10 protein-coding genes are annotated in these 12793 nt (G+C 58.2%); 4 read left to right on the plus strand and 6 right to left on the minus strand.

Annotated features, from left to right (window positions below; translation table 11 throughout):
- Positions 1–40: 40 nt before the first annotated feature.
- The 4 genes from ACGS9J_RS08410 to ACGS9J_RS08425 all read right to left on the minus strand — a co-directional run bounded on the left by ACGS9J_RS08410 (position 41) and on the right by ACGS9J_RS08425 (position 3607).
- Positions 41–1018, minus strand: coding sequence for a TerC family protein (locus ACGS9J_RS08410; RefSeq protein WP_442230484.1), 978 nt, complete (start codon positions 1016–1018; stop codon positions 41–43).
- A gap of 258 nt (positions 1019–1276) precedes the next feature.
- Entirely contained in the window at positions 1277–2008 is a 732-nt protein-coding gene (locus ACGS9J_RS08415) for a glutamine amidotransferase (RefSeq protein WP_442230485.1), read from the minus strand.
- A gap of 1 nt (position 2009) precedes the next feature.
- Positions 2010–2990, minus strand: coding sequence for a Gfo/Idh/MocA family protein (locus tag ACGS9J_RS08420; RefSeq protein ID WP_442230486.1), 981 nt, complete (start codon positions 2988–2990; stop codon positions 2010–2012).
- Between the two features lie 110 nt (positions 2991–3100).
- Positions 3101–3607, minus strand: a complete 507-nt coding sequence (locus tag ACGS9J_RS08425; protein WP_442230621.1) for a M48 metallopeptidase family protein — start codon at positions 3605–3607, stop codon at positions 3101–3103.
- Positions 3608–3756: 149 nt separating this feature from the next.
- Between ACGS9J_RS08425 and rlmG the strand changes: the two genes are divergently transcribed.
- Entirely contained in the window at positions 3757–4896 is a 1140-nt protein-coding gene (gene rlmG, locus ACGS9J_RS08430; protein WP_442230487.1) for a 23S rRNA (guanine(1835)-N(2))-methyltransferase RlmG, read from the plus strand.
- 42 nt (positions 4897–4938) lie between these two features.
- On the opposite strand, the gene ACGS9J_RS08435 is transcribed toward rlmG, so the two are convergent.
- Entirely contained in the window at positions 4939–6960 is a 2022-nt protein-coding gene (locus tag ACGS9J_RS08435) for an oxidoreductase (RefSeq protein ID WP_442230488.1), read from the minus strand.
- A 172-nt stretch (positions 6961–7132) separates the two neighbouring features.
- Positions 7133–8599: a MocR-like pyridoxine biosynthesis transcription factor PdxR gene (gene pdxR, locus ACGS9J_RS08440; protein WP_442230489.1), complete on the minus strand. Its 1467-nt coding sequence runs from the start codon at positions 8597–8599 to the stop codon at positions 7133–7135.
- Positions 8600–8727: 128 nt separating this feature from the next.
- Between pdxR and ACGS9J_RS08445 the strand changes: the two genes are divergently transcribed.
- The 3 genes from ACGS9J_RS08445 to ACGS9J_RS08455 are packed head-to-tail and all read left to right on the plus strand — an operon-like array spanning position 8728 to position 12764.
- On the plus strand, positions 8728–9993 hold the full coding sequence (locus ACGS9J_RS08445) for a 4-aminobutyrate--2-oxoglutarate transaminase (protein ID WP_442230490.1): 1266 nt from the start codon (positions 8728–8730) through the stop codon (positions 9991–9993).
- A 13-nt stretch (positions 9994–10006) separates the two neighbouring features.
- Positions 10007–11461: an NAD-dependent succinate-semialdehyde dehydrogenase gene (locus tag ACGS9J_RS08450; RefSeq protein WP_442230491.1), complete on the plus strand. Its 1455-nt coding sequence runs from the start codon at positions 10007–10009 to the stop codon at positions 11459–11461.
- 58 nt (positions 11462–11519) lie between these two features.
- Entirely contained in the window at positions 11520–12764 is a 1245-nt protein-coding gene (locus ACGS9J_RS08455; RefSeq protein WP_442230492.1) for an aromatic amino acid transport family protein, read from the plus strand.
- The last annotated feature ends 29 nt before the right edge of the window (positions 12765–12793 follow it).

The following is a 12793-nucleotide window of genomic DNA, read 5'->3' on the forward strand; positions in this document are numbered from 1 at the left end:
ACCAAACAATCGCGGGGCGACTGACGCCCCGCATAACAGATTATGGTGCTTTATTATTGGCCAGACGGTCGTTACGGCGGTTAACCCAGGCGTTGATCACCAGCGTCAGCGTCAGGATACCAGCCACCACGCCGAGCGAAATACCGATCGGGATGTGGAAGAAGTCGATAATCAGCATCTTGACGCCGATAAACATCAGGATGATCGACAGACCGTATTTCAACATCGAGAAGCGCTCTGCCACGTTAGCCAGCAAGAAGTACATGGCACGCAGGCCCATGATGGCGAACAGGTTAGAGGTCAGCACGATAAACGGATCCGTGGTGACGGCAAAAATGGCCGGGATGCTGTCGACCGCGAAAATCACATCGCTCAGTTCCACCAGGATCAGCACCAGGAGCAGCGGCGTAGCGAACAGCAGGCCGTTGCGGCGCACGAAGAAGCGCTCACCTTCCAGGTTGTCGGTCATGCGCAGGTGGCTACGCAACCATCTTACCAGCGGCTTGTCGCCAATCGCCGAGTCATCTTCCTTCGCCAGCGCCATCTTGATACCGGTGAACAGCAGGAAAGCGCCGAACAGATACAACAGCCACTGGAACTGGGTTACCAGCCAACTGCCGGCGAAAATCATGATAGTACGCAGCACGATCGCGCCCAGTACGCCAAAAATCAGCACCCGGCGTTGCAGATTGGCCGGAACGGCAAAGTAGCTGAACAGCATCAGCCAGACGAAGACGTTATCGACCGCCAGCGCTTTTTCGATCAGGTAACCGGTGAGGAAGGCCAGCGCCTGGGTATCGGCGACGGCTCGCCCGGCGGTTTGGTTGAGGTAGTACCAGAAACCCAGGTTGAACAGCAAAGAGAGGCTGACCCACACCAGCGACCAACTGGCGGCCTGCTTCAGCGTCATGGTGTGCGCGCCTTTGCGGCCCTGCAGCAGTAAGTCGATTGCGAGCATCACAACTATGATGGCGGCAAAGCTGCCCCATAACCAAGGTGTGCCAACGGTATTCATCATCAGAGGTATCCTTCAAAAACAAAAACGGCCAACGTCGGAAGACGCTAGCCGCTCTTATGAACGCTGCAAGCAAACCTCGCCTTCCGGCAAGGTCTCACTTACAACGTTGATGAAGGTGCACCGATGGTGCCCGTTACATCATGTTGCCCGGTAACCGGATGCTTGCGCATCGTAATGACGATTGACCGGCAATGAAGTTACTCCCCTTTGCACGGCAGAAAGTAATGCAAAATGTGTCAGCGGTCAACGTTTATTGCGTTACCCGGCCAGGGCTTTTTGCGCGCCGAGGCTGACGACAAATCCCTGCAGCAGCAGCCGGCTGAAAGGCGTATCGCTAACCTGCTGTTGCTTAAGCTGATACGCCGCCTGCTGCTCTGGATACAGCTCGCCGAGCCAGCCCAGATACTGGTGCATCACCGCACCGTTAAATTCTGGATGGAACTGGGTTGTCAGCACGTGATCGCCATAACTGAGGATCTGATAAGCATCTTGTTGCGAACGAGCCAACGTCACTGCGCCATCGGGGGGCGTCAGCACGCTCTGCGAGTGGATCAGGTTCGCCTTAAAGCGCGGCGGCAACATCGCCATGCGCCGGTCGTTGGCTGCGGCGGGCAGTAATTCAATCTCCAGCGTACCGACTTCCATGCCCTGCGGATGGTAACCGACTTCACCGCCGAGCGCATAGGCCAGCAGTTGATGCCCGTAGCAGGCGCCAAAGATTGGCAGCTTGATCTGCATGGCCTGGCGCAGCCACTCTGCAGCTTGTTCGCTCCACGGCAGGTGTTCGGTCACCATCGCCGGTGAGCCGGTGATCACCACGCCGGCGTAATGTTGCGGCGGCAGAGGCTGTTCGCCCGCGGGAAGATGCACGATCTGCACGCGATCGGCATCGATATTCCCCTGTTGCAAGAACATACCGTCGAAGTTGGCTTTTTCCCGGCGGATATCCTCTGGCGCATCACCGGTTTGCATCAGTAATAAGGGTTTCATGTCATTCTCCGTCGGCAGGGAAGACCACGCCGGTCTGGCGGCGGATTTCTGTCAGCAGGCGGGCGATAATCAGCGAATTCTCTAACCCCGGGTGTTCCACCTGACGTTTTTCCACCAGTTCGGCGAACACTTGCGCCTCATACAGCATGGTGTTGATATGCTGCGGCTGGGCCAGATCCTGACGATGACCGCCACGCGGTGTCAGTATCACGCCCTGACACTCAGAAATTTTCTCGATTATCAGCGTCCCTTCTTCGCCCTGGATCTCGCTGGGAATGTCCGAGTTGCTGACCTTGGAGTGGGAGACGGTGACGTCGAAATCGCCGTAGTTGAGGCAGGCGGTGCCGTGCGCATCGACGCCGGTATCCAGCAAGGTCGCGCTGGCAATCACCGACTGCGGTTCGCCGAACAGGGCTACAGCGCTGGCCAGACAGTAGTAACCAATGTCCATGATCGACCCGTTGGAAAATTGCGGGTTGAACGTGTTCGGGTTCTCACCAGCCAGATAGCGCGGGTAGCGTGAAGAGTATTGGCAGTAATTGAGAAAGGCTTTGCGCAGCCGGCCGATTTTCGGCAGCGCCTGCTTCAGGGCCAGGAAATTCGGCAGGTGAGCGCTTTTAAACGCTTCGAACAACACCACCTGATGCTCACGCGCACAGGCCACCAGCTTTTCGGCTTCGCGCAGGTTGGACACCAGCGGTTTTTCGCAAATCACATGTTTTTTATGGCTGAGGAACAGCAGCGACTGCTGGCAGTGCAGGGAGTTGGGGCTGGCGATGTACACCGCGTCGATGGCGTCAGATTGGGCCAATGCCTCGAGGGAATCGAAAAACAGGCTGACGTGGTAGTTGGCGCCGAACGCCTGCGCCTGTTCCAGCTTACGCGAATAGACGGCGGTCAGTTTCAGTTTGCCGCTTTCGTGCGCGGCGTCGATAAAGCGTTCCGTAATCCAGTTGGTGCCCACAACGGCAAAGCGAATCATAGATATCTCCGGTTCCCAGGCGCGATACCCTATGAATTTCAAGTTGCTGCTTGAAATTCATAGGCTAGAAAGAATCAGATTATCACGGCATTTACAGAAGGCGAATCTCGCTATGCATAGAGATCGCCAAACACGGAGAGATGGGTCAGATACAGCCGGGTATCGAACTCCAATTGGTGGTAATTGGGCTCCATATGGCAGCACAGGCTGTAGAAGGCCTTGTTGTGGTCTTTCTCTTTCAGGTGCGCCAGCTCATGCACCACGATCATGCGCAAAAACGGCTCCGGCGCCAGTTTGAATACCGTCGCCACGCGGATTTCCGCCTTGGCCTTCAGTTTGCCGCCCTGCACGCGCGAAATGGCGGTATGCATGCCGAGCGCGTGTTTCATCACCTGAATTTTACCGTCATAGGCCACCTTGCTCAGCGGCTGGGCATTGCGCAAATACTGGTTTTTCAGATCGACGGTAAACTGATAAAGCGATTTGTCGGTGGTGCAGTCATGTACCTGCGGGTAGCGCTGCAACAGCACATCCCCCAACCGTTGCTGGTCGATCAGTTGTTGCACCTGGCTTTGCAGATGTTCAGGGTAGCCCTGCAGGTAGGTCAGTTCGGACATCATCTTCCCGTATTGGCCTCAATTGAGCGGGTCATTGTATGATGTTTTTTCGCGCAAAGCCCGCAAAGGGCAATTTATCCGAAAAAACATTTTACTGCCGGACGTTTTTAGGGGATAAACAGCCCAAATTTTATCAGTCAGGAGGGGCAATGAGCCAACTCGATCTGGGAACACAGCACCTTGAGCTGGAACGTTATCCCCAACAGGAAGAATCCACCCAATTGCAGGCGTGGGAAGCGGCGGACGAATATCTACTGCAACAGCTTGAAAACGTAAACATTGGCGATCGCCCGGTGCTGATTTTCAACGACAACTTTGGCACGTTGGCCTGTGCATTGCACGCACATCAACCTTACAGCATCAGCGATTCCTACATGAGCCAGTTGGCCACGCGCCATAACCTGAAGCTCAATGAATTGGATCCGGAGCAGGTTACGCTGCTGGACACCCTGGCCGAGTTGCCTGCGTCACCGGCGGTGGTGTTGATCCGTATTCCTAAAGCGCTGGCACTGCTGGAACAGCAACTGCGTGCGTTGCGTGATGTGGTGGCACCGGACACGGTAATCATCGCCGGGGCCAAGGCGCGTGACGTGCACACTTCGACCATACAACTGTTTGAAAAGGTGCTCGGTCCAACGCGTACCAGCCTGGCATGGAAGAAAGCGCGGTTGATCCACTGTGACGTCGCCGACATCGTGCCACCGGCAGCACCGGTAACCACCAACTGGGTGCTGGACGGTACCGATTGGATTATCCACAACCATGCCAACGTGTTCTCACGCAGCAATCTGGATATTGGCGCACGCCTGTTCCTGGATCATCTGCCGCATGACATTGAAGGCCACATCATCGATCTTGGCTGTGGTAACGGTATCATCGGCATGGCCGCATTGATGCAGAACCCGCAAGCGCAGGTGACTTTTGTCGATGAGTCCTACATGGCGGTGGCCTCCAGCGAATTGAACGTGGAGCATAACCTGCCGCAGGATCTGGATCGTTGCCAGTTTGAGGTCAATAACTCTCTGGCCGGGATTGAGCGTGAAAGCGTGCAGGCGGTACTGTGCAACCCACCGTTCCACCAACAGCATGCGATCACCGATCACACCGCCTGGCAGATGTTCTGCGACGCCAAGCGTTGCCTGCAGGTCGGTGGCGAGTTGCGCATCGTCGGCAACCGTCATCTGGATTACCACCATAAGCTGAAGCGCCTGTTTGGCAACTGCACCGTTGTGGCGTCAAACAAGAAGTTTGTGATCCTCAAAGCCGTGAAATCCGGCGCGCGTTACTGAGTGACCAAGGGGCGCAATGAATGCGCCCCTGAATGTGACTGATTAAAGTGCCATTGCCAGCCGCGTGCCCTGATCGATAGCGCGGCGGGCATCCAGCTCGGCGGCGACGTCCGCACCGCCAATCAAATGCACGGTTTTTCCCATCTCCAGCAGCGGTTGTTGCAGCTCGCGCCTGGGTTCTTGTCCTGCGCAGATAATCACCGTATCCACCGGCAGGCAACTTTCCTGTTCGGCCCGCGAAATATGCAAACCTTCATCATCAATACGCTGATAATTCACGCTATTGAGCATTTTTACGCCGCGCATCGCCAGACTGGTGCGGTGGATCCAACCGGTGGTTTTCCCCAGGCCTTCGCCCACTTTGCTGGTTTTGCGTTGCAGCAGGTAGATTTGCCGTGCCGGACGCGGGACGATCGGCCCTTGTGCCGCCAATCCACCGCGCTGACTAAGTTGGTCATCGATACCCCATTCACGGTTAAATTCCGCCGGATCCAGGCTGCTCGATACGCCGTGCTGGCTAAGGTACTCCGCCGTGTCGAAGCCGATACCACCGGCGCCGATAATCGCCACGCGCTGACCAACCGGTTTTTTGTCGCGTAGCACATCCAGATAGGTCAACACTTTGGCGTTGTCGATGCCGGGGATCGCCGGAGTACGCGGCACAATACCGCAGGCAAGGATCACTTCGTCGAACTCCGCCAGGTCGGCTGCCGTCACCCAGGTGCCGAGCTTCACATCGACCTCTTGCAGCGTCAATTGGCGACGGAAATAACGTAACGTTTCGTGGAACTCCTCTTTGCCGGGGATCTGCTTGGCGATATTGAACTGGCCGCCAATTTGGTCGGCGGCGTCAAACAGCGTCACCCGGTGGCCGCGGCTGGCGGCGGTGGTGGCAAAGGCCAATCCGGCCGGACCGGCCCCGATCACCGCCAACTTTTTCGGTTTCTCTGCCATAACCAACGGCATCTCGGTTTCGCGGCAGGCACGCGGGTTCACCAGGCAGGAGGTGAGCTTGCCTTCAAAAATCTGGTCGAGGCAGGCCTGGTTGCAGCCAATGCAGGTATTGATTTCGTCGGCACGTCCTTCGGCGGCTTTCTGCACAAAAGCGGCGTCGGCCAGGAACGGGCGCGCCATTGATACCATGTCGGCGCAGCCGTCTGCCAGCACCTGTTCGGCGACCGCCGGATCGTTGATCCGGTTGGTGGTGATCAGCGGAATACGCACTTTGCCCATCAGCTTATGAGTCACCCAGCTGAATCCGGCGCGTGGCACCATGGTGGCAATGGTCGGAATACGCGCTTCATGCCAGCCGATACCGGTGTTGATGATGGTCGCGCCGGCCTGCTCAACCGCCAGCGCCAACTGCTCGATTTCCTGCCAGCTGGAACCGTCCGCCACCAGATCGAGCATTGAAAGACGGTAAATCAGAATGAAGTCGCTGCCGACCGCCTGACGCACTGCCCGGACGATCTCCACGGCAAAACGCATGCGGTTGCTGAAGCTGCCGCCCCATTGGTCATCGCGCTGGTTGGTACGAGTGACCAGGAATTGATTGATCAGATAACCTTCGGAACCCATCACCTCGACGCCGTCGTAGCCGGCCTGTTGCGCCAAGGCTGCACACTGCGCGAAGTCGGCGATGGTCTGCAGGATATCCGCTTCGCTCAGTGCGGTGGGGGCGAAGGGATTGATCGGTGCCTGCAGCGCAGAAGGGGCTACCGGCTGCGGCTGGTAACTGTAGCGGCCGGCATGCAGGATTTGCAGCGCAATTTTGCCGCCGGCCTCATGGACAGCGTCGGTGACGATGCGATGGTGATCGACCTGCTCCGGGTCGCTGAGGGTTGAGCCACCACGATACACCACGCCTTTCTCATTGGGGGCGATGCCGCCGGTGACGATCAACGCCACGCCGGCCGCTGCACGTTCGGCATAGAAAACGGCCATGCGCTCGGGGCCATCAGGCAGTTCTTCCAGGCCGGTGTGCATCGATCCCATCAACACCCGATTTTTCAGGGTGGTAAAACCGAGATCCAGCGGCGCCAGCAGGTGGGGGTAATTGCTCATTGCAGTCTCCATCGCATCTTTCATCGTTATTATTATGTGTGACCCAAGTGGTCGGATGAGATAAATCTAGTCGTTGTCTTCGCCATTGGGAATCTGCGTTGCGCTGAATGTGATAGATGTCATGAATCTTTGCCCCCGTTTGCAAGGATGCCTTCGGAGCCGCCTGTTGTTTTCAGGGGGTGATACATTCCAGCAGCAGGGTAAAGGCCGCGGCCATCTGCTCTTCCGGTACGCAGGCAAAGCCCATCAGCAGGCCACGGCGATGATTGGGCAGCATGTAGTAACGGGACAGCGGCCTCACCAGTACGCCGCGCGTATTGGCTGCGGCGGCAATCGCCACGTCGTCCGCCTCGTCCGGCAGGTTGAGGATCAGGTGCAGCCCGGCATTGTTGTTAAATTCGCTCAACGCCTGTTTGCCCAGATGTTGCTCGATAAGACTGGTGAGGAAGGCGCGCCGCCGGGCGTACAGCAAACGCATACGGCGGATATGTGCGGTGTAGTGACCTTCCTGAATAAACTGCGCCAGCGCGGTTTGGATCAGCAGGTGGCCCCCGCGATACAGCTCGGCATGGGCGGTTTTCAGCGCCGCCATCAGCGGCTTTGGCAACACCACGTAACCCAGCCGTAGCGCCGGATACAGCGTTTTACTGAAGGTACCGATATAGATCACCGGCGCGTCGGCTTCCAACCCCTGCAGCGCCGGGATCGGCTGGCCGGAAAAGCGAAACTCGCTGTCGTAGTCATCTTCAACAATCCAACTGCCGGCGTTGCGTGCCAGTGCCAGCAACCCTTGTCGACGCGCCAGGCTCATTACCGATCCCAACGGATATTGGTGCGACGGCGTAACGAAGATCAGCCGCGGTGCCTCGGTGGGCTGTTCCGGCAGCACCATACCGGCTTCATCCACCGCCAGCGGGCAGATATTCACGTCGTTCATTCGCAGGATATTGCGGATCCCCCAATAGCCCGGCTCTTCAATCCACGCGTCGTCGCCCGGATTGCACAGCAGGCGCGTCACCAGATCTATCGCCTGATGGATGCCCTCGGTAATCAGAATTTGTTCTGGAGAACAGCGTACCGAACGCGCTACGCGCAGATAGTCCACCAGCGCATGCTGCAGCTCGGGGCTGCCACCCTGATTGCTGTAGGTCAGCCGCTGCGGAGCCGGGCGACGGCTGATGCGCGCCTGGATCTTGCTGAATAACTGGTGTGGAAAAGCGTTTACGTCAGGCACGCCGGGGATAAACGCCCCCCACTGTTTGGGACTGGCGCTGGCGTGGTGCAGCAGGGCAGCGCCGCGCGCCGACAGTTCAATGCGCCGCTGTTCCCCGTCACTGCCTGCCGGTGCGCTGACAGTGGATAAACAGCTATCCGGCACGGTTTCTGCGACGAATGTGCCGCTTCCGGCGCGCGCCAAAACATATCCTTCTGCCAGGAGTTGTTCATAAACAGTTAATACAGTGTTGCGGGAAAGGCTGAGCTCCTGCGCCAAATCGCGTGAGGCGGGCAGGCGGCTGGAGGGCGGCAGGCTGCCGTCCAAAATGCTGGTGCGGATCGCATTATATAGCCGTTTATGCAGCTTATCATCCGGCTGTTCGCCAAGACGCTGCAATAACAGGTCACCACTCAGTGAGCGCAATTGGATCCCTCAATTAATCGTAACTGGCTCTCGATTATAGGGCCACATCCTGTGTAAATAAACGTCATTGTTTCACGAATGTGAACAAAACGTTTAGCTGGCATCGACTACCGACCGGAGAGAACAACATGAAAAACGCAGAATTGAATCAACGTCGTCAGGATGCCACCCCGCGCGGGGTCGGTGTGATGTGTGGTTTTTACGCCGAGCGCGCAGAGAACGCCACGCTGTGGGACGTCGAAGGTAATGAAGTTATCGATTTCGCCTCTGGTATCGCCGTGCTGAATACCGGACACCGCCACCCGAAGGTGATCGCCGCCATTGAAAAACAGCTGAAGGCCTTCACTCATACCGCTTACCAAATTGTTCCTTACGAAAGCTATGTTGCACTGGCTGAGCGTATCAACCAGTGTGCGCCGATCGAAGGTCCATGTAAAACCGCCTTCTTCACTACCGGTGCGGAAGCGGTAGAGAACGCCGTCAAAATTGCCCGCGCCCACACTGGCCGTCCGGGCCTGATCACCTTTGGCGGTGGCTTCCATGGCCGTACCTACATGACCATGGCGCTGACCGGCAAAGTGGCCCCTTACAAACTGGGCTTCGGGCCATTCCCCGGGTCGGTGTTCCACGGCCAGTACCCGAATGCGCTGTACGGCGTGACCACGGAAGACGCGATGAACAGCCTGGAGCGTATCTTTAAAGCGGATATCGATCCCAAACAGGTCGCGGCCATCGTGCTGGAGCCGGTACAAGGTGAGGGCGGTTTCAACGTCGCTCCAGCCGAATTTATGCAGGCACTGCGCACGCTATGCGACGAGCACGGCATTTTGCTGATTGCCGACGAAGTGCAAACCGGCTTTGCCCGTACCGGCAAGCTGTTTGCCATGGATCATTACAGCGTGAAACCCGATCTGATCACCATGGCGAAAAGCCTGGCGGGCGGTATGCCGTTATCGGCCGTAGCCGGTCGTGCAGAGGTGATGGATGCCCCGGCACCGGGCGGGCTGGGCGGCACCTATGCCGGTAACCCACTGGCGGTGGCGGCGGCGCTGGCCGTGCTGGATGTGATTGAAGAAGAGCAGTTGTGCCAACGTTCGCAACGCCTGGGCCAGCATTTGGTGGAAGTGCTGCAGCAAGCGCGCCAGACCAGCCCGGCCATCGCGGATATCCGTGCGCAGGGTTCGATGGTGGCGGTGGAGTTCAACGATCCCCAGACCGGTAAACCTTCTGCCGAGATCACCCGTCAGGTGCAGCAGAAAGCGCTGGAAGAAGGCCTGCTGCTGCTGAGCTGCGGCGTCAACGGCAACGTGATCCGCTTCCTGTATCCGCTGACCATTCCTGAAGACCAGTTCACCAAGGCGCTGGGCATTCTTTCCCGCGCGCTGGCCCAATAAGGAGCGATCGGCAATGAAATTGAATAACCCCGAGCTGCTGCGCAGTCAGTGCCTGATTAACGGCGAGTGGTGCGATTCGCTGAGCGGCAAACGTGAAGCCGTCATCAACCCGGCGAATGGCATCGAACTGGCCAGCATTCCACTGGTCAGCGGTGAAGAAACCCAACAGGCGATTAACGCGGCACAGGCCGCGCAGCAAGGCTGGAAGCAACTGACGGCCAAACAACGTTCCGCACTGATGCTGGCCTGGGCTGACAAGGTGCTGGCGGCCCAGGAAGATCTGGCGCAGTTGATGACCGCAGAGCAGGGCAAGTCACTGGCGGAAGCGCGCGGTGAAGTGGCCTACGCCGCCTCATTTATCACCTGGTTTGCCGAAGAGGCCAAGCGGGTGGACGGCGCCGTCTTGCAGGCGCCGTTGGCCTCGCAGCGTTTGGTGGTGGTGAAGCAGCCGATCGGCGTGTGTGCGGCGATCACGCCGTGGAACTTCCCGGCGGCGATGATCACCCGCAAGGTGGCACCGGCGCTGGCAGCAGGCTGCGCGATTATCGTTAAGCCGGCCGAACAAACGCCGCTGACTGCGCTGGCGTTGGGCAAACTGGCGCAGGACGCCGGTATTCCGGCAGGGGTTCTGCAGGTGGTGACCGGCGATGCCGCGCAGGTAGGTAAAGTGCTGTGCGACAGCCCGGTGGTACGCAAGCTGAGCTTTACCGGTTCGACCGAGGTAGGACGCATCCTGATGGCGCAGTGCGCGCCAACCATCAAAAAGCTGTCGCTGGAACTGGGCGGCAATGCGCCGGTGATCGTTTTCGACGACGCCAATCTGGACGCGGCGGTGGCAGGCATCATGGCCTCCAAATTCCGCAACAGCGGCCAGACCTGCGTTTGCGCCAACCGCATCTACGTGCAGGACGGTATCTATGACCGCCTGGTGGACAAACTGGTGGCGGCGGTCGAGCAACTGAAGGTCGGTGACGGCAGTCAGGAGGGCACCACTCAGGGCCCGTTGATCGACCAGGATGCGGTAGACAAAGTGCAGAGCCACATTGACGATGCGTTGATCAAGGGCGCGCAGATCGCTACCGGCGGTCAGCCGCACGCGCTGGGCCGCACCTTCTTCCAACCCACGGTGGTGACCGGCGTGACGCAAAAAATGCGTTTCGCCAGGGAAGAAACCTTTGGTCCGGTGGCGCCGCTGTTCCGTTTCCATGACGAGGCGGAAGCCATCGCCATGGCCAACGATACCGAATTCGGCCTGGCCGCCTATCTGTTTACGCAGAACGCTTCACGCCAGTGGCGGGTGCCGGAAGCGTTGGAATACGGCATGGTCGGTATCAATACCGGACTGATTTCCAATGAAGTCGCACCGTTTGGCGGCGTGAAGCAGTCAGGACTCGGACGTGAAGGATCGCGTTACGGGATTGAAGAATATCTGGAGCTGAAATACCTGTGTATCGATGTGAGCTGTTAACCACCGGGAAATTAACCTATCCCGGTGGCCTGCGCCGCCGGGAGACAAAGGATGCTGAATGTCTTCTGAAAACATCTCTGTTTCTCCGGCGCTGGCCGCCGGGGTGCGAACGCCTGCACCCGCCAAATCACTGAGTTTCCTCGAAGGGGTGGCGATGATTGTCGGCACCAACATTGGCGCCGGCGTGTTGTCCATCGCTTACGCCTCCAGCAAGGCCGGGTTCTTACCCTTGCTGTTTTGGCTGGTGCTGGTCGGCAGCCTGACCACCATCACCATGCTGTACGTCGCTGAATCCACTCTGCGCACCCGCGCCCATCTGCAATTGAGCGGGCTGGCGAAACGTTATGTTGGCGGTCTCGGCGCCTGGCTGATGTTTGCTTCGGTATGCGTGAACAGCGTCGGAGCGCTGACCGCCTATATGACCGGCAGCGGTAAATTGTTGCAGTCGCTGTTTGGCATCTCGCCGGCGATAGGCAGCCTGCTGTTTTTCGTGCCCGCAGCGGGGGTGTTGTACCTGGGGCTGAAGGCGATTGGCCGTGGGGAAAAGTTTATCAGTATCGGCATGGTGGTGATGCTGACCGCGCTGGTGGCGGCTACGCTGCTCAAAGATACCACCCAGATGCGCAACCTGCTGGACGGCGACTGGCGCTTTATGGTGCCGGTATTTAACGTGGTGGTGTTCTGTTTTTCTGCGCAGTACATCGTGCCGGAAATGGCGCGTGGCTTCTCGGACAAGCCGGAGCAACTGCCCAGGGCGATTATGGTCGGTATGGCCGTGACTTTTGTGCTGCTGGCGGCGGTGCCGATGTCGGTGATTGCTCTCAGCGGGCTGAATGGCATCTCTGACGTGGCGACCATTTCATGGGGCCAGGCGTTAGGGCAGTGGGCCTTCTTCTCCGCCAACATCTTTGCCCTGTGCGCGATGCTGACCTCTTACTGGGGGTTGGGCGGCAGCTTCCTGACCAATATTTTCGACCAGTTCAAACTGGGTAACGACGAACAGCCATTGCGCCGTTTCGGCGTGCTGATGCTGGTGGTCTTACCGCCGTTCGCGCTGGCTTACAGTGGGCTGGTGTCCTTCGTTAACGCGCTCTATTTCGCCGGAGTATTCAGCGGGGTGATCTTGTCGATTATGCCGATGTTGATCCTGCGAGGCGCACGCAAGCACGGCGATCAGACACCGCGTTGGCAGTGTAACTGGATCACCCACCCGTTGTTGCAGATCAGCATCGTGTTGCTGTATTTGGCCAGCGCGGTGTACGCCATTGCGTCGTTGCTAGGCTATCTGCCCTCTGGATGGTGACTTGCCTTCCCTCAAGAAGTGATGTTGTT

Source organism: Serratia quinivorans (genome assembly GCF_052113645.1).
Classification (GTDB): Bacteria; Pseudomonadota; Gammaproteobacteria; order Enterobacterales; family Enterobacteriaceae; genus Serratia; species Serratia quinivorans_B.